The sequence below is a fragment of the Streptomyces sp. NPDC001599 genome, from assembly GCF_042893535.1.
In the GTDB taxonomy this organism is placed as follows: Bacteria; Actinomycetota; Actinomycetes; order Streptomycetales; family Streptomycetaceae; genus Streptomyces.
In genome coordinates this window covers 261,025-284,642 of record NZ_JBIAVA010000006.1, presented here as the reverse complement: position 1 = coordinate 284,642, position 23,618 = coordinate 261,025, and the positions used below count along the sequence as shown (strand labels likewise).

The 23,618-nt window shown below is 73.4% G+C and carries 18 protein-coding genes; 5 read left to right on the top strand and 13 right to left on the bottom strand.

Annotated elements, in window-relative coordinates; translation table 11 throughout:
• Positions 1-204 precede the first annotated feature (204 nt).
• The 3 genes from ACFYZ3_RS18235 to ACFYZ3_RS18225 are packed head-to-tail and all read right to left on the bottom strand — an operon-like array spanning position 205 to position 3,274.
• Positions 205-1,497, bottom strand: coding sequence for an ABC transporter substrate-binding protein (locus tag ACFYZ3_RS18235; protein WP_388518434.1), 1,293 nt, complete (start codon positions 1,495-1,497; stop codon positions 205-207).
• Positions 1,497-2,330, bottom strand: coding sequence for a carbohydrate ABC transporter permease (locus ACFYZ3_RS18230; RefSeq protein WP_388518431.1), 834 nt, complete (start codon positions 2,328-2,330; stop codon positions 1,497-1,499). The genes ACFYZ3_RS18235 and ACFYZ3_RS18230 overlap by 1 nt, the downstream gene beginning before the upstream one ends.
• A complete protein-coding gene (locus ACFYZ3_RS18225; protein ID WP_388518428.1) occupies positions 2,327-3,274 on the bottom strand; it encodes a carbohydrate ABC transporter permease in 948 nt (315 codons plus the stop codon). The genes ACFYZ3_RS18230 and ACFYZ3_RS18225 overlap by 4 nt, the downstream gene beginning before the upstream one ends.
• A 152-nt stretch (positions 3,275-3,426) precedes the next feature.
• Between ACFYZ3_RS18225 and ACFYZ3_RS18220 the strand changes: the two genes are divergently transcribed.
• Positions 3,427-4,293, top strand: coding sequence for a phosphotransferase enzyme family protein (locus tag ACFYZ3_RS18220; RefSeq protein WP_388518425.1), 867 nt, complete (start codon positions 3,427-3,429; stop codon positions 4,291-4,293).
• A gap of 27 nt (positions 4,294-4,320) precedes the next feature.
• Here the strand turns inward: ACFYZ3_RS18220 and ACFYZ3_RS18215 are convergent, their stop codons facing one another.
• Positions 4,321-5,055 (bottom strand): 3'-5' exonuclease, encoded by a 735-nt coding sequence (locus tag ACFYZ3_RS18215; protein ID WP_361006611.1) that lies wholly within the window; start codon positions 5,053-5,055, stop codon positions 4,321-4,323.
• Positions 5,056-5,169: 114 nt separating this feature from the next.
• Positions 5,170-6,417, bottom strand: coding sequence for an SAV2148 family HEPN domain-containing protein (locus ACFYZ3_RS18210; protein ID WP_388518422.1), 1,248 nt, complete (start codon positions 6,415-6,417; stop codon positions 5,170-5,172).
• Between the two features lie 467 nt (positions 6,418-6,884).
• Between ACFYZ3_RS18210 and glgX the strand changes: the two genes are divergently transcribed.
• Positions 6,885-8,993, top strand: a complete 2,109-nt coding sequence (glgX, locus tag ACFYZ3_RS18205) for a glycogen debranching protein GlgX (RefSeq protein WP_388518419.1) — start codon at positions 6,885-6,887, stop codon at positions 8,991-8,993.
• A gap of 86 nt (positions 8,994-9,079) precedes the next feature.
• A complete protein-coding gene (treY, locus tag ACFYZ3_RS18200; RefSeq protein ID WP_388518416.1) occupies positions 9,080-11,509 on the top strand; it encodes a malto-oligosyltrehalose synthase in 2,430 nt (809 codons plus the stop codon).
• Positions 11,510-11,515: 6 nt separating this feature from the next.
• On the opposite strand, the gene ACFYZ3_RS18195 is transcribed toward treY, so the two are convergent.
• A complete protein-coding gene (locus tag ACFYZ3_RS18195; RefSeq protein WP_388518413.1) occupies positions 11,516-12,841 on the bottom strand; it encodes a M14 family zinc carboxypeptidase in 1,326 nt (441 codons plus the stop codon).
• A gap of 209 nt (positions 12,842-13,050) precedes the next feature.
• The gene (locus ACFYZ3_RS18190; protein WP_388518410.1) at positions 13,051-13,602 is read right to left on the bottom strand and encodes an FHA domain-containing protein; all 552 of its coding nucleotides are present in this window, start codon (positions 13,600-13,602) and stop codon (positions 13,051-13,053) included.
• Between the two features lie 177 nt (positions 13,603-13,779).
• On the opposite strand from ACFYZ3_RS18190, the gene treZ reads away from it, so the two are divergent.
• On the top strand, positions 13,780-15,525 hold the full coding sequence (gene treZ / locus ACFYZ3_RS18185; protein ID WP_388518408.1) for a malto-oligosyltrehalose trehalohydrolase: 1,746 nt from the start codon (positions 13,780-13,782) through the stop codon (positions 15,523-15,525).
• Between the two features lie 18 nt (positions 15,526-15,543).
• On the opposite strand, the gene ACFYZ3_RS18180 is transcribed toward treZ, so the two are convergent.
• The gene (locus ACFYZ3_RS18180; RefSeq protein ID WP_388518405.1) at positions 15,544-16,500 is read right to left on the bottom strand and encodes an aminoglycoside phosphotransferase family protein; all 957 of its coding nucleotides are present in this window, start codon (positions 16,498-16,500) and stop codon (positions 15,544-15,546) included.
• 55 nt (positions 16,501-16,555) lie between these two features.
• Complete coding sequence (locus ACFYZ3_RS18175; RefSeq protein ID WP_388518402.1) at positions 16,556-17,686, bottom strand: aminopeptidase P family protein; 1,131 nt, start codon at positions 17,684-17,686, stop codon at positions 16,556-16,558.
• Positions 17,687-17,870: 184 nt separating this feature from the next.
• Here ACFYZ3_RS18175 and ACFYZ3_RS18170 point away from each other — a divergent pair, with 184 nt between their 5' ends.
• Positions 17,871-18,626, top strand: a complete 756-nt coding sequence (locus ACFYZ3_RS18170) for a phosphodiesterase (protein ID WP_388518399.1) — start codon at positions 17,871-17,873, stop codon at positions 18,624-18,626.
• On the opposite strand, the gene ACFYZ3_RS18165 is transcribed toward ACFYZ3_RS18170, so the two are convergent.
• From ACFYZ3_RS18165 to cprB, 4 genes are all read right to left on the bottom strand, one after another.
• Positions 18,619-19,197 (bottom strand): PDZ domain-containing protein, encoded by a 579-nt coding sequence (locus ACFYZ3_RS18165; protein WP_388518396.1) that lies wholly within the window; start codon positions 19,195-19,197, stop codon positions 18,619-18,621. The two genes, ACFYZ3_RS18170 and ACFYZ3_RS18165, sit on opposite strands and share 8 nt — an antisense overlap.
• Positions 19,198-19,272: 75 nt before the next feature.
• Positions 19,273-21,483, bottom strand: a complete 2,211-nt coding sequence (gene cyc2 / locus ACFYZ3_RS18160; RefSeq protein ID WP_388518393.1) for a germacradienol/geosmin synthase Cyc2 — start codon at positions 21,481-21,483, stop codon at positions 19,273-19,275.
• Positions 21,484-21,578: 95 nt separating this feature from the next.
• Positions 21,579-22,796, bottom strand: a complete 1,218-nt coding sequence (locus ACFYZ3_RS18155) for a damage-control phosphatase ARMT1 family protein (protein WP_388518390.1) — start codon at positions 22,794-22,796, stop codon at positions 21,579-21,581.
• 47 nt (positions 22,797-22,843) lie between these two features.
• On the bottom strand, positions 22,844-23,491 hold the full coding sequence (gene cprB, locus ACFYZ3_RS18150; RefSeq protein ID WP_388518387.1) for a transcriptional regulator CprB: 648 nt from the start codon (positions 23,489-23,491) through the stop codon (positions 22,844-22,846).
• Between the last annotated feature and the right edge of the window lie 127 nt (positions 23,492-23,618).

Sequence of the window (23,618 nt, the reverse complement as noted above, 5' to 3'; positions counted from 1 at the left end):
GCGCGTCGGACGTGTCGGACGCGTCGAGTGCGTCAGCGGCGGGGGGACCCCGGGCCGGTCAGGGCTCCGGGGCCACGACGCATCCTGATGGAGTACGTGCAGCCCCGGCCGAGACCGGAGTTGATGATCGCGTTGAAAGCTGCCACGGAGGCGACGCTAGGCGGACGGGTGCCCGGCGGGCAAACCGTTTTCGCGCGGCGGCCGTCAGCGCTGGTAGCGGGCGAGTACCAGGTTGCCGTCCTCCTCCAGTCTGTGGCGCAGTTCTCCCATGCCGATCGCCCCGCTGTAGTACTCCTGGAGCGCCGGGGTCGCCACTTTGTCCTTCCACTCGGCGTAGCCCCGCACGGACTGCGCGGGCGCCGGGCGCAGGTGGGCGGCGAGTGCGGTGCCGGTGGCCCAGCCGCGCTCGGCCGTGTGCAGGGCGGGGTCCTTCAGTGCCTGCTCCCCGGTGGGCAGCATCCAGTCGCCGAGCGCGAGGCGCACCATGTTGTCCGGCTGGAGGAGGAAGTCGACGAACGCGGCCGCCTCCTTCTTGTGCGGGCTGTCCTCGGCGATGGACAGGGTCTGCGGGCTGACCCCCTGGGCGAGCCCGTCGGCGCCGGCCGGGGCGGGCAGCACCTGCCAGTCGAAGCCCTCGGGTGCCTGCTGCTCGATCTGCTGGCGGTAGGAGAAGCCGAGCGGCACCATCGCGTACTTGCCCGCGAAGAAGCCGGGCAGGGTGTCGGAGCCGCCGCTGCCCAGGGTGGTGGGCGAGGCGCTGCGGTCGGCGCCGACCTGGTCGCGGACGGTGCGGGGCACCACCTGGTCGCCGTCCTCGAAGCGGACGGTCACCCTGCCGTCGGCTCCCCGGTGGAACAGCTTGCCGCCGGTGGACAGGGAGAGGTTGAGCGTGGCGGACACGGGCTCCTTGAGCGGCCAGGCCACCCCGTACGTGCCGTCGCCGCTCAGCTCCTTCGTCACCTGCCGGAACTCCGCCCAGGTCCAGGGGTGTTCGGGCGTCGGGATCCGGACGCCGGACTTCTCGAGCAGGGTGGCGTTGGCGATCAGCACCCGCGGTTCCTGGAGGAACGGCACGCCGTAGACGCCGTCGCCGAAGGTGGCCGTCTCCCAGCTGCGTTGCGGTATGTCGGACCTCAGCCGCGCGGGCAGCAGTCCGGTGAGGTCGGCGAGGTAGCCGCCGTAGGCGAAGTCGGCGAGGTCGTCGGAGGCGTCGTGGATGATGTCGGGTGCCTCGCCTCCCTCGAAGGAGGTGAGCAGCTGGTCGTGGACGCTGTCCCAGCTGCCCTGGACGTACTCGACGCGCACGTCCGGGTGGGTGGCGTTCCACTCCCGCACCAGTTCCTTGTTGGCCTTCACCGACTCGTCCTGCCAGGCCAGGGACTGGAAGCGGAGGGTGATCCGGCCGTCGTCCGCCCCGTCGCCGCCGCCCGAGCAGCCCGCGAGCAGCAGGACGGCACAGGCGAACAGGGTGAGGATCCTCGTACGCGTCCGCGTCATCAGCTCTTCACCGCCCCGGCGAGCATGCCGCCCGTGATCCGCCGCTGGATGAGGGCGAAGACCACCAGCGAGGGCAGGGTGGCGAGGAAGGCCGCCGCGGCGAGCGGTCCGAGGTCGGCGACGCCCTCGGCGCCGATGAAGTGGGTGAGGATCACGGGCAGGGTCTGTTTCTCCGGTGTCTTCAGCAGGACCAGCGCGAAGAAGAACTCGTTCCACGCGGTGATGAACGCGAACAGGGCCGTCGCCACGATCCCGGGCGCGAGCAGCGGCGCGGTCACCGAGACCAGGGTCCGCAGCCGTCCGGCGCCGTCGACCGCGGCCGCCTCCTCCAGCTCGCGCGGCACGGCGCGGACGTATCCGGTGAGCATCCACAGCGCGAACGGCAGCGACCAGACGACGTACACCATGATCAGGCCGGGGACGGAGTTGATCAGGCCGAGGTTCTTCAGGACCAGGAACAGCGGGATGATCAGGAGGACGAAGGGGAAGGCTTGGCTGACCACGACCCACCCGGTGGCCGCCTTGGCGAGCCGGCCGCGGCGGCGGGCCATGACGTACGCCATCGGGGTCGCGATCAGCACCGCGATCACGGCGGCGCCGAGCGCGGCGAGCAGGGAGTTGAGCCCGGCCTGGAGCAGCGGCTGCTCGCCGAAGGCCTGCCGGAAGTTGTCGAGGGTGGGGTTCTTCGGGATCCAGGTGGGGTGCAGACTGGCCAGCTCGCGCGGCGGCTTGAACGCGATGGAGATCAGCCAGAGGAACGGAAAGGCCAGGAAGACCAGGTAGGCGAGCAGTGCCGCGTACTGGCCCGTGCGGGCCGCGGTCGAGGTCCTCACGCCTTGTCACCTCCCTTGGCCTCGCCCCGGAGCCGGCCGACGAGGAAGACCGCCAGCAGGATCGAGATCAGGGCGACCATCACGCACCCCATGGCTGCCGCGTAACCGAACTGGCCGTAGCGGAAGGCCTCCTCGTACGCGAAGAGCATGGGCAGCCGGGTGCGGCCGCCGGGGCCGCCGTTGGTCAGCACGTAGACCAGGGCGAAGGAGTTGAAGTTCCAGATGAGGTTGAGCGCGGTGATGGCGAGCGCGACGGGTCTGAGGGCGGGCCAGGTGACCGTGCAAAAGCGGCGCCAGGCTCCCGCGCCGTCCACCGCGGCCGCCTCGTGCAGCTCGCGCGGGGTGTTCTGGAGTCCGGCGAGCAGGGCGACGGTCGTCTGCGGCATGCCGGCCCAGACGCCGACGACGATGACCGCGGGCAGGGCGGTGCCGAGGCCGCTGAGCCAGTCGTGGCCGTTTCCGAGGCCGAGGTCGCGCAGGGTCTCGTTGAGGATGCCCGCGTCCGCGTTGTAGACCAGCCGCCACATGATGCCGACGACGACCTCGGGCATCGCCCAGGGGATGATCGCCAGCGCCCGGGCCAGCCAGCGCAGCCGGAGGTTCTGGTTGAGCAGCAGGGCGAGACCGAGGGCGAGCAGGAACTGCGGCACGGTGACCCCGACGGCCCACACCAGGCCGATCCGGAACGACTCCCAGAAGGGCGTGTCGTGCAGCAGGTCCTGGAAGTTCAGGGCGCCGATCCACTCGGTGGGCTCCGTGCGGCCCGACTGGGCGTCGGTGAACGCCAGCAGGATGCCGTAGAGCAGCGGCCCGACGCTGAGGACCAGGATCGGGATCAGCGCGGGCAGCACCAGGAACCAGGCGCCGTGGTCCGGCGCGCCCCGTGGGGCGTCCGGGCCGGGCGCACGGCGCGCCGGTCGTCTCGACTCGGTCACCAATGTCACGTAATCAACCCCTTTGCACGGCTCGGACGGGCTTGGTCATGGTCGTGAAGTGACCGCGTCCCGTCAATAGCCCCCGACATGCTCCCACCTGTGCGAATGGGACACTGACCGGCGGACGGCGGGAACCGGCACGAACACGGAGGCACGGGACGATGGACGAGGCACGGGCGCGGGAGGTGCTGGCCGCGGCGGGGGTGCTGCCCGGCCCGGCGTCGGAGGCGCGGCTGCTGGCCCTCGGCGAGAACGCGGTGTTCGCCGCGGGCGACCTGGCGGTCAAGGTGGGCCGCGACGCGGAACTCCTCGGGCGGGCGCGCCGGGAACTGGCCGTCGCCCTCTGGCTGGAGGAGGCGGGCGTCCCGGCGGTGCGGGCGGCGGAGCCGACGGCCCTGTTCGTCGACGGGCACCCGGTGACGGTGTGGCGGCGGCTGCCCGAACCGGTGCGGCCCACCGAGCCCCGGGACGTGGCAGCGCTGCTCCGGCTCGTCCACGAACTGCCCCTCCCCTCCTCCTTCGAGCTGCCGCCCCGCGAGCTGCTGGGCGGAGTGGAACGCTGGCTGCGCCTGGCGGGCGACGTGATCGACCCCGCGGACGCCGCGTATCTGCGTGAGCGCCGGGACGGCTTCGCGTCGGCGGCCGCCGCGCTCACCCCGCACCTGACGCCGGGTCCGATCCACGGGGACGCACTGCCCCGCAATGTGCACGTCGGTCCGGACGGGCCGGTCCTGATCGACCTGGAGACCTTCTCCGCCGACCTGCGCGAGCACGACCTGGTGGTGATGGCGCTGAGCCGGGACCGCTACGGGCTGCCCGCCGAGGCGTACGACGCCTTCACCGCGACCTACGGCTGGGACGTGCGCGAGTGGGACGGCTGCGCGGTGCTGCGCGGCGCCCGCGAGACCGCGAGCTGCGCGTGGGTGGCCCAGCACGCGCCGAGCAACCCCAAGGCGCTGGCCGAGTTCGAGCGCCGGGTGGCGTCGCTGCGGGACGAGGATCCCGAGGTGCGCTGGTACCCCTTCTGACCCGTGGGTGGGTCGGGCCGGGCCCTGTCAGACCCGCTCGTCGGCCGGCTCCTCGGCCAACTCGCGCAGCGGCCAGGTCCCGTCGACGACGGCCGTGGCGTCGCCCTTGCGGCGCAGGAAGCTCTGGAAGTCCGCCGCCCACTCGGCGTACCACTCGATCTGGCGGCGGTGCAGGTCCGCCGGGCCGAGGGCCGCGACCTTGGGGTGGCGGCCGGCTATCGCGCAGGCGAGCCGGGCCGCGGCGAGGGCGTCGGCCGTGGCGTCGTGGGCGGCGTCGAGCGGGACCCCGTACTCCCGGCAGACCGCTTCCAGGTTGCGCTTGCCCCTGCGGTAGCGGTCGACGGAGCGGTCGATCGTGTACGGGTCGATGACCGGGGCGGGGTCCGGGCCCCCCAGCCGCTCGCGCAGGGACGGCAGCGCGTGGCGCCGCAGTTCGGCGGAGAGCAGGGTGAGGTCGAAGGCCGCGTTGTAGGCGACGACCGGGACGCCCGCCTTCCAGTGGTCCACGAGGACGGTGGCGATGGCGTCCGCGACCTGGTCGGCGGGCCGGCCCTCACGGGCCGCGCGTTCGTTGCTGATGCCGTGCACCGCGACCGCGTCCGCCGGGATCTCCACTCCGGGGTCGGCCAGCCACTCCCGCCGGCCCAGCGGCTCCGAGCCCCTGACCTCGATCACGGCTCCCGTGACGATGCGCGCCTCGCGCGGATCGGTGCCCGTCGTCTCCAGGTCGAAGCCGATCAGCAGCTCCCGGTGCCAGCCCATGGGCGGTCCCCCTTCTTGGTGGTGCGTTCCCCCAGTGGTCTCCACCCTCGCACGGGCCACTGACAATCAGAGGATCGCATTCCGCTTATGCCCGCACCGACCCCGGGCCCGCCTTCACGACACCGGCCTCGAATCCGCCCACATCAGCTCGAATTCCTCACGGTAGGTGGGGAAAAGTCCGACCTCGTCGACCCGGTCCGACTTCACGACCTTTCCCCCGTTCCGCCCGTTGCGCAGGACCAGGACCGGCGCCTCCATGCCCCGGGTGCGGCGCAGGTAGGACTGCACCACCGCGATGCCGTCGGCGCCGTCGCCGTCGACGAGGTAGGCCGTGAAGCGGGGCGTCTCGTCGAAGACCTGGATCTCGAAGGCCCCCGGGTCCCGCAGCCGGGCCCGCACGCGGCGCATGTGCAGGATGTTCATCTCCACGGCGCGGCTCAGCTCGCCCCGCTTGATGCCCAGTTCGCGCTCGCGGCGCTTGATCGCACTGGAGGCCGGGTTCAGGAAGAGCAGCCGTACCCGGCCGCCGCCCTCGGCCATCCGCAGCAGGCGGCGGCCGGAGAAGTTCTGCACGAGCAGGTTGAGGCCGATACCGAGGGCGTCCACGCGGCGGGCGCTGCCGAACAGGTCCTCGGCGGGGAACTGGCGCAGCAGCCGCACCCGGTCCGAGTGCACGGCGACCACGTCGGCGTAGCGGTCCCCGACCAGGTCCTCCACGGCGTCCACCGGGAGCCGGCGCGCGGACGGCACGTCACTGCCCGCGCCGAGCACCTCGAGCAGCCGCGCCGAGGCCCGCTCGGCCTGGTTCAGGACCGCCTCGGACAGGGCGCGGTTGCGGGAGACGACGTTGCGGGTGACCTCCAGCTCGTCCAGGGCCAGTTCGACGTCGCGGCGCTCGTCCACGTAGGGCTCGAAGCAGGGCCAGTGCTGCACCATCAGCTCGCGCAGCTGCGGCAGGGTGAGGAAGCTGAGGACGTTGTCGTCGGCCGGGTCGAGCAGGTAGCCCTTGCGGCGGCTGACCTCGCGGACGGCGACGGCGCGCTGCACCCACTCCTGGCCGGCGGGTCCGGCGGCGGCGACCACCCAGTCGTCGCCGTGGACCGGTTCGTAGACCGGCCGCAGGACGGCGGCCACGACCGCGCGCAGCCGCTGCTCGACCAGGTTCAGCCAGATGTAGGCCCGGCCCGCCCGCTGCGCACGCGTGCGCACCTCGTGCCAGGCCGCTGCGTCCCAGTCCAGTTCCGGACCGATCGCGCCCGCGTTCATCGGCCGCGCCAGGGACACCGCACCGGGCGGGACGTCCGCGGAGTTCCCCTGGTGACCGTCGTCACCAGGAGGCAGCTCCAGCCCTCCCGAGCCCACCCGAGTACCGCCTTCCGCTCCCCCGGACACTGCCGGGGACACCCCGTCCCAACGATCAAGGAAGGGTACTCCGGTAGCGGTCCGCGGTGCAGCCCGATGGACGGGCCGGTTTTGCCAACCTCCTTGATCCGCGGGCGTGTTCCGCTCGTGCTCACACCGGGGAGTGAGCGGATTCATAGCGGTGACGTGGCCGGGTACCGGAAGGGTGGCCCCGTGCCCGCGTCGAGGGCCGAGCCGAGGGAACGCCTCCCGGGTGGGTAGGAGGACGTGAGTGCTAGGGCCTGTCCGGCGGATCAGGCCGCAGGAAAGTAACGGTTCGTGACCAGCGCAGGCGTGCCAGACCCCGCGTCTGCGGCAGGATCCGCCGGACAGGCCCTGGGGTGGTCGCCTCACTTTCGGGGAGACTTCCGGGGGACTCGGAGCCAAGGCGTCCGCACCGGCGCCCCACACCTGAAAGAGTCGTGTTCATGCAGGTCTGGCCTGGAGAGGCGTATCCACTGGGTGCCACGTACGACGGCGCCGGCACCAACTTCGCGGTCTTCACGGAGGCCGCCGACCGAGTAGAGCTGTGTCTGCTGCACGACGACGGTTCGGAGACGGCGGTCGAGCTGCGGGAGAGCGATGCCTTCGTGCGGCACGCGTACGTGCCGGGCGTGATGCCGGGGCAGCGGTACGGGTACCGCGTGCACGGCCCGTACGCCCCGGAGCACGGACTGCGCTGCAACAGCGCCAAGCTGCTCCTCGATCCGTACGCACGTGCGATCAGCGGGGCGGTCCAGTGGGGCGAGGAGGTGTACGGCTACCACTTCGGCGAACCCGAACGGCGCAACGACCTCGACTCGGCCCCGCACACGATGACGTCGGTCGTGGTCAACCCGTACTTCGACTGGGGCGACGACCGCCGTCCCCGGACGGAGTACCACCACACGGTGATCTACGAGGCCCACGTGAAGGGCCTGACCATGCGCCACCCGGGCCTGCCGGAGGAGCTGCGCGGCACCTACGCGGCCCTCGCGCACCCGGCGCTGATCGAGCACCTCACCGGGCTCGGCGTGACCGCGCTGGAGCTGATGCCGGTCCATCAGTTCGTCAACGACCACCGGCTGGTGGACATGGGGCTCAACAACTACTGGGGCTACAACACGGTCGGCTTCTTCGCGCCGCACAACGCGTACGCCTCCTGGGGCGACCGCGGCCAGCAGGTGCTGGAGTTCAAGTCGGCGGTCAAGGCGCTGCACGAGGCCGGGATCGAGGTGATCCTGGACGTGGTCTACAACCACACCGCCGAGGGCAACCACCTGGGCCCGACGCTGTCCTTCAAGGGGCTGGACAACCCCTCGTACTACCGGCTGGCCGACGATCCCCGCTACTACATGGACACCACGGGGACCGGGAACTCGCTGCTCATGCGGTCCCCGCACGTACTCCAGATGATCATGGACTCGCTGCGGTACTGGGTCACCGAAATGCACGTGGACGGGTTCCGTTTCGACCTCGCGGCCACCCTGGCCCGGCAGTTCCACGAGGTGGACCGGCTGTCGTCGTTCTTCGACCTGGTGCAGCAGGACCCCGTGGTCTCGCAGGTGAAGCTGATCGCCGAGCCGTGGGACGTGGGCGAGGGCGGCTACCAGGTGGGCAACTTCCCGCCGCTGTGGACCGAGTGGAACGGCAAGTACCGGGACACGGTGCGGGACCTGTGGCGGGGCGAGCCGCGCACCCTGGCGGAGTTCGCGTCCCGGCTGACCGGGTCGTCCGACCTCTACCAGGACGACGGGCGCCGCCCGCTGGCCTCGATCAACTTCGTGACCTGCCACGACGGCTTCACCCTGCACGACATGGTGGCCTACAACGACAAGCACAACCACGCCAACGGCGAGGACAACCGGGACGGCGAGAGCCACAACCGATCCTGGAACTGCGGTGTCGAGGGCGACACCGACGATCCGGCGGTGCTGGAGCTGCGGGCGCGGCAGATGCGGAACTTCACGGCGACCCTGCTGCTCTCCCAGGGTGTCCCGATGATCAGCCACGGCGACGAGTTCGCCCGCACCCAGCGGGGCAACAACAACGCCTACTGCCAGGACAACGAGCTGGCGTGGGTGGCGTGGCCCGACGACGGCCACGACCTTCTGGAGTTCACCCGCGCGATGGTGTGGCTGCGCAAGGACCACCCGGTCCTCCGCAGGCGCCGCTTCTTCCACGGGCGCCCGGTGCAGGGCACCCACGACGAGCTGTCGGACATCGCCTGGTTCACCCCGGAGGGCGCGGAGATGACCCAGCGGGACTGGAACTCGGCACGGGCCTCCGCGCTCACGGTGTTCCTGAACGGCAACGCGATCTCCGAGCCCGGCCCCCGCGGGGAGCGGATCGCCGACGATTCGTTCCTGCTGATGTTCAACGCCGCGCCGAGGCCGCTGGACTTCGTGGTGCCGGTGGACCACGGCCGGCAGTGGGAGGTGGTCGTCGACACCGCCCTGACGGCCGGGGTACCCGCGGGCACGGGCCCGAAGGTACAGGCCGGGGACCGCCTGACCCTGGTGGACCGGAGCCTGACGGTGCTCCAGCGGCCGGTCTAGGGCGGCCGGCCGGTGCGGGACCGTCCCCCTGCACCCGTCAGGGGGACGGTGACAGGAAAGGCGGCGGGGCGGGTACGTAGGTTTCCATGACACCTGAGCGACCCGACCCCGCCTCCCCCGCCGCCCCCTCCTCCGTCCCCTCGGCCACCTACCGGCTCCAGCTGCAGCCGTCCTTCCCCTTCAAGGCCGCGGCGGCGGCCGTGCCGTATCTGGCCTCGCTCGGCGTGTCGCACCTGCACCTGTCCCCCGTCCTGGAGGCGGTGCCGGGCTCGCGGCACGGCTACGACGTCGTCGACCCCGCGCGCGTGCGCGCCGAACTGGGCGGCGAGGAGGGGCTGCGGGCGCTGTCGCGTACCGCGCGGGAGCACGGGCTGGGCCTGGTGGTGGACATCGTGCCCAACCACATGGCGATGTCGCCGCGCCACAACCACGCCCTGTGGGAGGTGCTGCGCGAGGGGCCCCGGTCGCCCTACGCGCGATGGTTCGACATCGACTGGCAGGCGCAGGACGGCCGGCTGCTGCTGCCGGTGCTGGGCGCCCCGCTCGGCGAGGTCCTGGACGACCTCCGGGTCGACGGCGACGTGCTGCGCTACCACGAGCACACCTTCCCGCTGCGGAACGGCACCGCGGACCTGCCGCTGCCACGGCTCCTGGACGCGCAGTGGTACCGCCCGGTGTGGTGGCGGCTGGCCCGCACCGAGCTGAACTACCGGCGCTTCTTCAGCATCTCTGAGCTGATCGGCGTGCGCGTGGAGGACCCGGAGGTGTTCGAGGCGACGCACGGCACGATCCTGCGGCTGCTGCACGAGGGCGTGGTCGACGGACTGCGCGTCGACCATCCCGACGGCCTCGCCGACCCCGACGCGTACCTGGAGCGGCTGCACCGGGCGAGCGGCGGCCGGTGGACGGTGGTGGAGAAGATCCTCGCGGACGGGGAGCGGCTGCCCGCCGCCTGGCCCGTCGCGGGCACGACCGGCTACGACGCCCTGCGGCACGTCGACGGGCTGTTCACGGACCCCGCCGGGTTCGGGCAACTGCTCGACGAGTACCGCAGGTTCGCCGCCCCGCGGGCGGACCTGGGCGGGGACTGGGCGGCGACGGTGCGGCGGGCGGCGTACGAGGTGCTCACGCACGAGCTGGCCACCGAGCTGGACCGGCTGACCCGGGTGGCGCACCGCCTGTGCGCCGCCGCGCCGGACCCGGCGCTGCGCGACCGGGCGCCCTGGGCGTTGCGCACGGCGCTGGTGGAGCTGCTCGTGCGGCTGGAGGTGTACCGGCCGTACACCTCCGTGGACGCGGCGAGGGTCGTCACCGAGGAGGCGGCGGCCGGGGCGCGGCTCGCCTTCACGGTGCCCGAGGAGGCCGGCGCGGTGGACGTCGTGCGGGGCCTGGTGCTGGGGCGGTACGGGGACGGGCCGGACCACGTGGAGTTCCGGACGCGGTTCGCGCAGACCGCGTCGGCGCTGCGCGCCAAGTCCGTCGAGGACACGGCCTTCTACCGCTACGTGCCGCTGCTGTCGGCGACCGAGGTGGGCGGCGACCCGGGCCGTCCGGCCGTGTCGCCGCAGGAGTTCCACGCCTACTGCGCGCGCGTGCAGCGCGACTGGCCCGTCACGGGCACGGTCGTGTCGACCCATGACACCAAGCGCAGCGCCGACGTGCGCGCCGCGCTGGCGGTGCTCACCCAGTGCCCCGCGCGGTGGGCGGACGTCCTGACCGAGGTCACCGGGGCCACCGGCACGGACGAGGACCCGCCGGACCGGCAGGTGGCGTGGGCGGCCTGGCAGACGGTGTTCGGTCTGGGCCCGGCGGACCGGGAACGCGTACGGGAGGCGCTGCTGAAGCACGTGCGCGAGGCGGGCACGCACACCGGCTGGACGGAGCAGGACCCCTCGTACGAGGAGGCGGTGGCCGGGTTCGTGGCGGCGGGTCCGGGCGGCGCGCCGGGCGCGCGGGTGACCGCCCTGCGCGAGGCGCTCGCTCCGCACATTCGGGCCAACGTCCTCGGCACGGCCCTGGTCCACCTGACGATGCCGGGCGTACCGGACCTCTACCAGGGCACCGAGCACGAGTACCTGGCCCTGGTGGACCCGGACAACCGCCGCCCGGTGGACTTCCCCGCCGCGGGGGACGAGGGCTGGGCCGGGGGCGCCGGGGCGAAAGCGGCGGTGACGCGGGCGGCCCTGGCGCTGCGGGCCCGGCGACCCGGCGTCTTCGGCGACACGGGAACGTACGAGCCGCTGCCTGCCGAGGGCCCGGCGGCGGCACACTGCGTGGCGTTCGTCCGTTCCGGCCGGACCGTGACCGCCGTGACCCGGCTGTCGCTGCGGCTGGCGGAGGCGGGAGGCTGGCGCGGCACCACGCTGCCGCTGCCGCCCGGCAGATGGGCCGACGCGCTGGCGCCCGGACGGGAGTTCGCGGGCCACGCGCGCGCGCAGGACCTTTTCGCGGACCGGCCGGTGGCGCTCCTGGAACGGGTGGAGGCGGCGGCCGGAACACGGGGGGACGGAGGCTGACGCGGGTCAGTCGCGGTGCATCGGCACCGCGGCCTCGGAACCCCGGCCGGGCTCACCCGGGCGGGCGCCCGCACCGGTACGCCGTCCGGCCAGTTCGAACGCGGCGAGCACGACCCGGGTCTGGTACTCCACCTGGCGCCCGACCGGTATCCAGTGCGCCCCGCAGCCGTCGCGGTAGTCGGCGCAGCCCTCGTCGACGAGCCGGTCGAGCTCGGACAGGACGCCCGCCGGATCGCCCCCGGTACGGGTGACCAGCTGGTGCAGCAGCCCCGCGGTACGCAGCGACAGGCGGCGTCCGGCCAGCCGCAGCGCCACGAGGTGGGAGGTGTTCATCGGCGGCAGTGCGCGGCCCGTGCCGTCGTCGGTGTCGGGGTCCCACTCGTCGGCGAGCCGGGGGCAGACCAGCAGGTAGTCGTCGACCGGTGCGAGCAGGTGCGCCGCCTCCGGCACGGCGGCGAGGTGGGGCCTGAGCCGGGCGAGGACGCGGCGCAGCCGGAGGGTGTCGTGGCGCAGGGTGCGGCTCACGGTGCGCAGCACCCCGTCGCGGTCGGCCGGGGGCGAGTCGTCCGCCACGGCCGCCACGCCCCACATGGGCGCCTCGACGACCGCGGTGACGGTGCCGTGGCGCCGGGGGTGGCACCACGTCGAGTCGACGGCGGCCTCGGTGATGGCTGCGGTGAGGTCGCCGCGGCGGGGCGGCGGGATGCGGTAGACGGCGGGTCCGAGGTCGGGCCAGTACAGGGTGTCGTAGGCGCCGAGTTCGCGGGGTATGCCGAGCCGGGCCGCGGTGTGGGAGATGCGCTGGGCGAGGCCCGGCAGCTCGTGGGTCAGCTCGACGAAGCCGCCGCCGACGTCCACGCCGTGCAGGGAGCACTGCAGGAAGGGCCGCAGTTCGTCCTGGAGCGCGAGCAGGGTGCGGGTCTCGGGCAGCGTGGCGCGGTCCGGGCCGTCGGGCAGCCACTCGGGCTGCTCCAGGAAGCCGGGGCGGAAGAAGTTACGGGCGTAGCGGCCGAGGGTGTAGGGGCCGGTGAGCCAGCCCTCGTTGCGGCGCAGGCCGTCGGGGTCGACGCAGAGCAGCAGGTTCCAGGTGGCGTCGGCGCCCTCGGTGAGCCGGGGGTCGGCCACGGCCCGCTCGGCCAGCCGCAGGGCGGTGGCGCCGCCCACGGGCTCGTTCGCGTGCGGGCCGCCGACGACGAGGACCTGGCGGCTGCCGTGGCCGACGGAGAGCAGCAGCAGCGGGCTGCCCGCGCGGGAGGTGCCGACACGCCGCAGCCGGGCGTGTCTGGGGTACCGGGCGACGAGTGCGGCGGCCCGGGCGCCCAGCTCGTCCACGGTCGGGTAGCGCAGGAGGGGCGGCAGGGCACACCTCCACGAAGCGGGCCGTCGATTCACCTGGTGTGCGCGGTGTACGCACAGTCAGTCACGACTTGCGGGGTACGTCAACACCGTGAAAAGCAAAGCGGTTTGAGCCACGGAGACGGTCACGACTCCGTGTGAAGCGCGGGCCATGGATCTACCCGGAGGGCGGCCGCCGGGCCGCGTCAGTTCGCCGCCAGGCGGAAGGACATCCCGCCGAAACCGATCTGATCGCCCTCGCGGACGACGGCCGCGCCGATGACCCGCCGCCCGTTGACCGTGGTGCCGTTCGTGGAGCCCAGGTCGCGCAGTACCCACATGCCGCCCTGAAGGCTGAGTTCCGCGTGCACCCGGGAGACCGTCTCGTGGCTCAGCCGCAGTCCGCTGGCCGGATCGCGCCCTATGCGCAGCGGATGCCCGGCGCCGGGGTGGGGCAGCAGCAGCTTGGGCAGCCGCTCGGCCCGCCACGCCCGGCCGAGTCGTACGCCGAAACCGGACACCGCCTCGACGGTGCCGAACACCAGTCGGGACAGCCGGCTCTCGGTGGGCAGGTCGGCGGTGAGCACGGCCAGCTCCTCCAGGCGGCGGGCGGCGAGCGCCAGCTCCATCCGGCGGATGAACGTGTCCTGCGACAGGCGCCCCATGGCGACGCCGTCCCGGAGCACGCTCAGCGCCTTGTCGCGCTCCGCGTCGGACAACCGCGCGGGGTACGTGGGGAACTCGAAGGACGACGTCACGCAGCTGATTGTCGGTCAGCGGGGCCGGAGTGTCCAGAAAACGGGAAAACGGCGACCGCCCGGCGCGCGAGTGTCACGACACCCGCCGCGAGCGAGGGCAATCCTCAGCGGAATGATCCCCTCGTGCTGGAACATGGACGCGCTACATCACGGTGAGCAGACGAAGGGGAACCGTCCGTGCAGTTCGAGGTGTGGGCACCGCAGGCCGGCCGAGTGACGTTGCAGTGCGACGGCGCCACGCGCGCGCTGGAGCGCGATCCGGAGCGGCCGGGGTGGTGGTGCGGTGAGGCTGCGGCGCGGGACGGTTCGCGGTACGGCTTCGCGGTGGACGACGGTCCGGTGCTGCCGGACCCCCGCTCGCGCCGCCAGCCGGACGGTCCCGACGGGCTCAGCGCGGTGGTCGACCACGGGCGGTACGCGTGGCGTGCTCCGTGGGCGGGGCGTCCGCTGCCCGGCGGCGTCCTGTACGAGCTGCACGTGGGGACGTACACCCCCGAGGGGACGCTCGACGCCGCCGCGGAGCGCCTCGGGCACCTGGCGGGACTGGGCGTCACACACGTGGAGCTGATGCCGTTGTGTCCCTTCCCCGGGCGGCACGGCTGGGGCTACGAGGGGGTCTCGCTGTGGGCGGTGCACGAGCCGTACGGCGGGCCCGAGGCGCTGAAACGGTTCGTCGACCGGGCGCACGACCTCGGGCTCGGCGTGGTCCTGGACGTGGTGCACAACCACCTGGGCCCGTCCGGCAACCACCTGCCCGCCTTCGGCCCGTACTTCACCGACACCCACCACACGCCCTGGGGCGTCGCCGTGAACCTGGACGCGCCCGGCTCCGACGAGGTGCGGGCGTACCTGGTGGACAGCGCGCTGGCGTGGCTGCGGGACTACCGGCTCGACGGGCTGCGCCTGGACGCGGTGCACGCTCTGGCCGACACGCGCGCGTGCCACTTCCTGGAGCAGTTGTCGACCGCCGTGGACGGCCTCGCGGGCGACCTGGAGCGGCCGCTCTTCCTGATCGCCGAGTCCGACCTGAACGACCCGCGGATCATCACCCCGCGCGCGGAGGGCGGCCTGGGCGTGCACGCGCAGTGGAACGACGACTTCCACCACGCGCTGCACGCCGCGCTGACCGGGGAGTCGCAGGGCTACTACGCCGACTTCGCGCGCGATCCGCTGGCGGCGCTCGCCAAGACGCTGACCCGGGGCTACTTCCACGACGGTACGTACTCCGGCTTCCGGGGCCGCTCGCACGGCCGTGCGCTGGACCGCGGCCGGGTCGCCGCGCACCGGCTGACCGGCTACAGCCAGACCCACGACCAGGTCGGCAACCGGGCCCGGGGCGACCGTCTGGCGTCCCTGGTCTCCCCCGGCCTCGCCGCCTGCGCGGCCACCCTGACGCTGACCGCGCCGTTCACGCCGATGCTGTTCATGGGCGAGGAGTGGGCGGCGGGCACCCCGTGGCAGTTCTTCACCGATCACACGGATCCGCAGCTGGCGGAGGCGGTACGGCGCGGCAGGCGGCGGGAGTTCGCCGCGCACGGCTGGCGGGAGGAGGACGTGCCCGACCCGCAGGACCCGGCGACCCGTGAGCGCTCCTGCCTCGACTGGTCGGAGCCGGAACGCGAGCCGCACGCGCGCGTACTGGACTGGTACCGGCGGCTGATCGCCCTGCGCGCCGAGCAGCCGGACCTGACCGACCCGGACCTGGCCGACACCAGGGTGGCCTACGACGGCACGGGGCGCTGGCTGGCCTTCCGGCGCGGCGACATCCGGGTGGCCGTCAACCTGGGCACCGAACCGGCGGCGATCCCCCTGGGCAACCGGCCCGCCCAGGTGCTCGCGGCGTGGGAACCGGTGGAGGGTCCGGGCGCGAACGGAATACTGCGGGTACCGGGCGAGTCGAGCGTGGTGCTGGTGCAGGAGTGAGCAGCGGGCCGGAGGCCGTCAGGCGGTGTCGTCGCGGTCGTCGTCGCGGTCGTCGTCGCGCAGCTCCGTCACGCGTTCCAGGAGGATCGGTTCCCAGGCGCGTCGCAGCCGCGTCCTGAGCAGGGGCACGGACGGCGGCACCGGCTCGCCGGAGTGGCCGTCCAGTGCCTCCGCGAGGTGGACGACCGCGTCGCAGCGGGCCAGCCACAGGCCGCGCAGGCAGGGCCGGGCGCCGTAGCCGGCGAGGGTGGCCGCGCGGACGGCGGCCGGTGAACCGACGGAGAGGGCGAGCCCGGCGATGTCCTCGGCCGGGTCGCCGAGGACCGCGTCGCCCCATCCGAGGACGCCCCGCACCCGGCCGTCGGCGCTGACCACCAGGTGCCCGCCGGTCAGCCCGTGGTGGACGAGGACCGCCGCGCCCGGCTGGACACCGAGCTGGGCCGCCGCCTCCCGGGTGAGCCGCTCGGGCCGGGCGGTGTCGAACTCGTCGGCCGCGGCGAGGCGTCGGGCGGCACGCTCGGCGGACTGGCGCAGGGCCTCCAGGGAGCGCGGCGCCGCCCGCGGTACGCCGAGCGTCTCGGCCTGCCGGACCGGCACCTCGCGCAGGCCGGTGAGCAGCGCCGCGAGGTCCGCCTCGCCCAGGGCGGACACGTCGTGGTCCTCGCCCGACCCGCCGGCCACCTTGGCGTCCAGCGTGTACGCGAGTCCCGGCGCCCACTCCCCGTGCGCCACGCTGGTCGGCAGCGCCACCGGGACGTACGGCCGGACCAGTTCGCGCAGGCGCAGTTCGCGGCGTCCGCGCACCGCGCTCTCCCGGTCGGGCGCCAGCCGCAGTACGTGCCGGGTGCCGACCCACCAGGTGCCGGGTCCGACGCCCTCGGCGACCGGCCGGACGTCGGGTTCCGTGCTCCCGCCCAGCAGGGAGCGGACGAGTCGGCGGACGGTGTCCGCGGTGGGTGTCGGTGCCTGGGTCATGTCGCGCCGTCGTCCTCCGGTTCTGCCGGGGCGTTCGGGGTCGGTCCGTCACCGGTCACTCGACGACGACCAGCTCCCGGGTCGTGTCGTTGAGCCGCCTGCCGCCGTCCTCGGTGACGGTGACGATGTCCTCGATGCGTACCCCGAACCGGCCGGGCAGATAGACGCCGGGCTCGACGGAGAAGCACATGCCGGGCACCAGGGGCTGCTCCTCGCCCTCGATCATGTACGGCGGTTCGTGGGTGGTGACGCCGATGCCGTGCCCGGTGCGGTGGATGAAGTACTCGCCGTACCCGGCGTCGGCGATGACCGCGCGGGCGGCCCGATCGACGTCCTGGCAGGCCGCGCCGGGCCGCACCGCCCGGAAACCGGCCTCCTGCGCCTCGCGGACCAGGTCGTGCACCCGGCGCTCCTCGTCGGTGGGTTCGCCCACGTGGACGGTGCGGGAGGTGTCCGAGCCGTAGCCGTCCTTGAGGCCGCCGAAGTCGAGGACGACCATGTCGCCGTCCTCGATGACGCGGTCGCCGACCTCGTGGTGCGGGTTGGCACCGTTGGGTCCCGAGGCGACGATGGTGAAGTCGACCTGGGAGTGCCCGGACCGGCGCAGCGCCCCGGCCAGGTCGGCGGCGACCTCGGACTCCCGGCGCCCGCCGAAGCGGACCCGCCGGATCTCCTCGAAGGCGGCGTCCGCGGCCGCGCCCGCCGCCGCCAGCAGCTCCAGCTCCGCCGCGTCCTTGACCGCGCGCAGCATCGGCAGCGCCTCGGTGAGGGAGGCGTACGAGGTGTCGGGCAGGGTGCGCTGGAGGGCCAGCAGGTGCATGGCCCAGGCGTTGTCGCTGATGCCGAGGCGGCCGGATCCGTCGAGGAGGGCGGCGGTGGCCGCGTAGGGGTCCTTGCCGTCGGTCCAGTCGCGCAGGGTCAGGGCGGGCGCGCCGGCCGCCTTCGCCGCGTCGGGTGCCTCAAGCGTCGGGACGACGAGCACGGGGTCGCGGTCCGGGGCCAGGACGAGCAGGGTGAGCCGTTCGGTGTCCGCCGTGGGCGCGTAGCCGGTCAGCCACACCAGGTCCGGTCCCGGGGCCACCAGCAGCCCGGCGAGGCCCGCGTCGGCGGCCGCACGCGCGGCGCGCTCCATACGGGCCCGGTAGTCGTCGGCGGTGAAGGAAGCGGCGGGGCTGCTGCCGGTCATCCGGGCCTCCCGGGGCGGAAGAGTGGGCGGAGGGGTGAAGGGACCACGGGCAGCATCCTGCCCGCAGGACGGGGGCGACGCGAGCCGATTGGCATTGATCGACCCTCACGACTAATGGTTGTATGCACCTCAAGCATTAGCATCGGGGGCGTCGCGGTCCGGGCGCCCGGAGGAGGCCGGCACCGTGCTCGTACTCGCGCACATCAGCGATCTGCACCTGGACGGAAGCCCGCGGGCGACGGAGCGCGCCGAGCGGGCGCGCGAGAGGCTGTGGCGACTGCCGGGGCGGGTGGACGCGCTCCTGGTCACCGGGGACATCGCGGACCACGGCACGGAGGCGGAGTACGAGGAGGCCGCCCGCGTCCTGGGCCTGCGCGACGGCTCCGCGCCGTTCCCCGTGCTGACCTGCCCGGGCAACCACGACAGCCGTGCGCCCTACCGCAAGGCCCTGCTCGGCCGCCCGGCCGCCGACGGCCCGGTCAACGACGTGCACGTCTTCGACGGCGGCGCCGTCCTGATGTGCGACTCCAGCATCCCGGGCAGCGACGAGGGGGAGCTGGACGGGGAGACGTACGACTGGATCGAGGCCTCGCTCGACGGACTCGACGACGGCGTTCCGGCCCTGCTCGCCTTCCACCACCCGCCCACGGCCGTGCACCATCCCCTGCCCGACTCCTACCGGCTGCGCCGCCCCGAGCGCCTGGCCGCACTGCTGGAGCGCAGGCCCGGGATCGCCGGGCTGATCACGGGTCACGCCCACTCCCCCGCCGCCACCGTGTTCGCCGGGCGGCCACTGGTGGTGGGGCCCGGGGTGACGTGGACGCTGCGGCTGCCCTGGGAGGGCGAGCAGGTCGCGGACCGGGACGCGCCGGTCGGGCTCGCCTTCCACGTGCTGGACGACGCCGGACGGCTCACGAGCCACTTCCGCACGGTCACGTGACGACGCCCGGTACGGCGGTCAGCTGCTGGTAGCCGCCGCTGCGGTGGCGCACGGTGAGCTTGACCTCCTTGCCGGGCCTGGCGCGGGCCACGGCGTGCGCGAGGTCGGCCGCCGAGTCGACGCGGGTCGTGCCGACGGCGAGCAGTACGTCGCCCCGCACCAGGCCCGCCGTGTACCCGGGGCCCGGCACGTGGACGCCCACGACCCGGGCCCCGGGCTTCTCGTCGTCCACGGCCTCCACCCCGAGGGTCGCGCCGGCCGGCGCCGGGGAGGGGGACCGGCCGGCGGACGGACCGGCCGACGGGTGCGCCGGGGCGCCCCGGGTGCCCGTCGCCGCGGCCTGCTGCCGCAGTTCGGCCAGCTTGCTCATACCGATCACCGTGGCACCCACCGTGCCGAGGCCCACGCCCGCGAGGAGCAGGACGGCCGCGGCGAGCACGCCGAGCAGCAGGGTGGTGAGCCGCCGGCGGCGCCGACGGCCGGCGTGGGGACGCCGGGCGCCGTCGGGCTCGGTACCGGGTCCCGGATCCCGGCCGGGCATCGGCTTGGGACGCAACGCAGTCTGTTCCATGGATCGCCTCCGGCAGGTGCTCTACCCGGCGCACCGGCGCGTGACGAGCCACGAAAGAGTGAGACTGAACGTCGGTCAGTGCGTCAGGGCGGGACTGCTCCCCGGCACGGCGATCGGCGCTGCGGCCCGCGTGGTCACGGGCGCGGTCGGGATCCGGTCCGGGAGGAAGCCGTGGGTGCGTCCCGCCAGGTACTCGGCCTTGTAGCGCGGGACGTTCCGGTGCCAGTTGAGGATGCCGGCCATCCAGTTCTGCAGGTCGGTGACGTAGCCGCGCATGACGGTCCGCGCCTCCTCGGACAGCTGGAAGTCGTCGTAGACGACGGGGAGTTCGTGCGCGACGACGTGCTCGAACTGGCGCATGCGCTGGTTCATCAGGTCCTGCACGACGCCCAGGGCGGCCGGGTAGTCGACGCCGAAGAAGTTCTGCACGACGAGGACCGCGTTGTGGATCTCGCCCTCGTACTCGATCTCCTTCTGGTAGGAGAAGACGTCGTTGAGCAGGCACGCGTAGTCGATCGCCGCGTTCTCCAGGGAGCGGACGGGGCCGCTGCGGTAGACCTCGGGCGGCACCGCCGGGCCGTGTCCGGCGCGGCACAGGCCCAGGGTGAGGTCGGAGCCGAAGGTGGCGCGGCGCATCTCCAGATAGTCGACCGGGTCGGGGACGCGGTTCTGGATCTGGTTGGACAGCTCCCACACCCAGGCCTCGGTCATCGTGTCGACGGCCGTCTTCAGCGGACGCCGCTCCTCGGGCGTCATGCCGGCCGTCGTGCGCGCCCACAGGTCGATCAGGGAGCGTTCCATGGCGTTGACGGGCGGCGGGACCGGCTCGCCGTCGAGCGGCATGCAGTCCGACAGGCGTGCGGTGGTCAGCCGGGCGGCGGCGAGGTCCCGGCGGTGGCCGTAGACCAGCGGGTAGTAGTCGTCGCCGTAGGTGCCGAAGGCCAGCCAGCCGGAGGCGAGGTCGAGCTGGTCCTGGGTGGCGTCCGGGTCGAGTCCGGCGGCGCACAGCGGGAGGTCGCAGCTCTCCAGCTTGTCCTCGTCCCAGACGCCCTCGCCGAGGATGCCCATCTCCCGGCACCACTGGGACAGGTGCCGCCGGGCACCGTCCAGCGCGGGGCTCAGCTCCAGCGGGTAGGGCATGCGGATGTCGGGGATGACGGACGGACCGACCTTCTGGAACGGCACGTACGTGTAGGGGCGGGCGCGCCGGGCGACCGCGTCGGCGAGCAGCGCGCCGACGTCCGCGGCGGAGGTGCCTGGCCCGGTCAGCGCCTGCCAGCCGGCCAGGGGCCGCTCCCCCTTGTTCATGTAGCGGCTGGAACGCATGTGCCACTCGTGGCCGCCGGACTGCCAGTCCTGGAGGCCCTTCGTGTACGCGCCGACGGCGGCGACCTGAGGCGGGGTCAGGCCGTTCTCCAGGGCGACAGCGGGCACCTCGGTGAACGCGGTGTGCTCGAACTGGTGCAGTCGCGAGGTGAGGACGTCGTTGACCAGCTCGGCGGCCTCCTGGGTGGTGCAGCCGAAGAAGGTCTCCAGCACCAGCACCCCGTTGCTCAGCTCGCCCTCGTCCTCGACCTCCCGCTGGTAGGAGAAGAGGTCGTTGCGCAGGTGCACGGCGTCGGAGAACGTCTCCATCAGCACCCTGAGCGGCCTCGACCCGGCGACGGCGGCGGGCACCTCGGCGGTCGCGTACTCCACGAGCCCCGCCGACCACGGGGCACCGCCGACCTTGCGGCGCATCTCGATGTACTCGACGGGGTTGGCGACACGCCCCTCGTTGATGTTGGACAGCTCCCACATGGACTCGTTGAGGAGGTGTTCGGTGGCGACGGCGAAGCGGCGGCGCCAGCCGGCCGACATCGCGGGCACCGTGCGGGTCCACAGGTCGGCGAGGCCCGCCTCGACCGGGTTCTGCGGCTCGGGCATCCCGGCCGCGTCGTCGAGCGGCATGAACAGCGGGAGCCGGTCCAGGTGGGCCTTGCCGGCGAGGCGGTCCTGACTGCGTTTGAACTTCTCCAGGAAGTGGTCGTCGAAGAAGAAGACCCACACGTACCAGTCGGTGATGAGGGAGAGCGCCGGTCCGTCGCAGTCGGGGTGGGTGTAGGCGCAGAGCAGGCCGTAGTCATGGGCTTCGAGGTCGGACTGCTCCCAGACCCCGGAGCCCTCCAGCATGCCCATCTCGCGCGCCCACGTCGTCGAGTGGGCGCGCGCCTCGTCGAGATGCGGGTTGAGCCGTGCGGGGTGCGGCAGGTAGAAGTGCGGGAGTCGGAAGGGCTGTTGCGTCATGGCCCGGCCCTACCCAGGGCTCTTCGGCCGCATCCGCCGGGCCGCACATGATCACACCATCGCGTGAATCAGCCCGGAATGCGGGAACTTCTCCCTCAGCGCCTGACCTGGATCAGCGCGTGCGTCCCGCTCGTCCGCCAGCGCCGCTCGCCGCTCGCCTCCAACGCGGCCTCGGTCCTCGCGTCGAGCCCGGTGACCACGTCCGACTTCAGGGTGCGCAGCGCCGCGACCGGGCCGGGGAAGTACGCGGTGACCCGCGCGAAGGAGGTGGTCGGCGGCCACCACCGGTCGCCCACCAGGCGCCGGTAGTTCAGGTCGCCCTTGAGGACGGTGACGGTGGCCGCGGCGAAGTCCGCGCGCAGGTCGTCGGGCATGTCCGCGTACGGCAGCGGGGCACAGGAGAAGGGGTGGGCGCGGACGGTGACGCGGCCGTCGGTCAGCGCCGTCCAGAGCCGCTCGCCGTGGGCCGCGGCCGCACCGCCCGCCGCGACCAGCCGCCGCAGGGCGTCGAGCAGGTCGGTGGGCGTGGCGTCGGAGACGTAGTACGGGTACGGCTTGACGTGCAGGACGGCCCGGTCGACGCGGCCCTCGGCGAGGAGGTGCGAGACGAGGAGCAGGTCGGGGACGAGTTCGCGGCCCGCGTTGTCCGCGACGAGGCACAGCGTGGCCGGACCCCGGCCCGTGGGGCCCGTCCCGGGAGCCGGGAGCAGGGACCAGAGGGTGTCGCTGTCGTCGGCGACGAGTGCCTCCACCGCGCCCTCGGTGCCGGCACCCCGGTCGGAGAGGCGGAAGCCGAGGTCGGCGCGGTTGCCCCACAACGAGCCGTGCAGCAGCGCCCGGGCCCGCTCCTCGGCGGACAACTCGTCGAGACCGTCGAGCGCGGCCAGTTCCTCGTCCGTCTCCGGCGCGTCGAGTTCGGCCAGCTTGGCGGGCCGGAAGGGGTCGACGCCCTGCCAGGTGCCCGGGCCGAAGTAGCCGACGGCGTCGAGGAGCCGGCGGTAGAAGTGGCTCTCGGCCCACAGCCAGGGCACGTCGTACCAGGAGCGGCCGGCGTACGCGTCCATGCCCCACCGCGCCCAGCGGTCCCGGTCGCGGCCGGTGGGGTCGGCGTCGGCGGACAGCGGCTCGACCACGCCGTCGGCGCAGCTCGCGAGCAACGCGTCGAGCGCGCGGCGCCGTTCGGGACCGAACGGGAAGGCGTCCCGCACCTGCCGCACGACGGCGGGGTGCCGCTCGGCCAGCACGCCGTGCGGGAAGGAGCCGGGCTCGTCGGCGACGATGACGGGGGCGGGCACGAACGGGGTGTCGGGCATGCTCGTCACCGTACCGGCCAGGCCGCGCGCGTCCCCGTACCAGGCGGTCAGGCCGCGCCCGTCTCCTGTTCCAGGCGGGCGGCGAGGGTGAGGTAGCGGGCGCGCCGGGTCACCGGGACCATGCCCCGGATCAGGATGTACCACATCTCGGCGAGGCGACGGGGCTGGCGCCCGGCCGGTTCGAGGGTGCCGCTGACGACGCGGGTGCCGACGACGGAGCAGACGAGGGTGTGGGCGACGGAGTCGACGTCGATGTCCGGATGCACGTCGGACTGCCGCACCGCGTTCAGCAGCCGGGACGTGGCGATCTCCCGCCACTCGGTGAAGGGGTGGGGCAGCGGCGGCCGTACCGGTACTCCCGCGGTGGCGAGCCGCAGCCCGGCCCGCAGCACCGGCCCCTCCTCGCAGAGCCGGGCCATGCCGAACGTGAGGCGCATCAGCGCCTCCAGCGAGGAGTAGCCCCGCCCGTCCAGGTCCTTCGCCAGCCGGCGGGAGGTGTGGGACTGTATCTCCATGATGGCGTGCGCGAGGTCTTCCTTCGCCGCGAAGTGGAAGTACAGGGCGCCCTTGGTGACCCCGGCGTGGGCGACGATCTCGCTCAGGCTGGTCGACTCGTAGCCGCGGCGGTCGAACAGGTCGGCCGCCGCACCGACGATCGTCGCGCGGGTCTGCTCGGCGCGTAGCTGCCTCGCCATCGGCTGGACTCTCCTGGGCTGGAACTCAACAGACCGTGCCGCCTGTCTTTACCCCCCGTACACGATAACTCACGGCCTAACTGACCATCAGATCAACCCGGAGCGACGGCCCACGCCGCCGGGCATA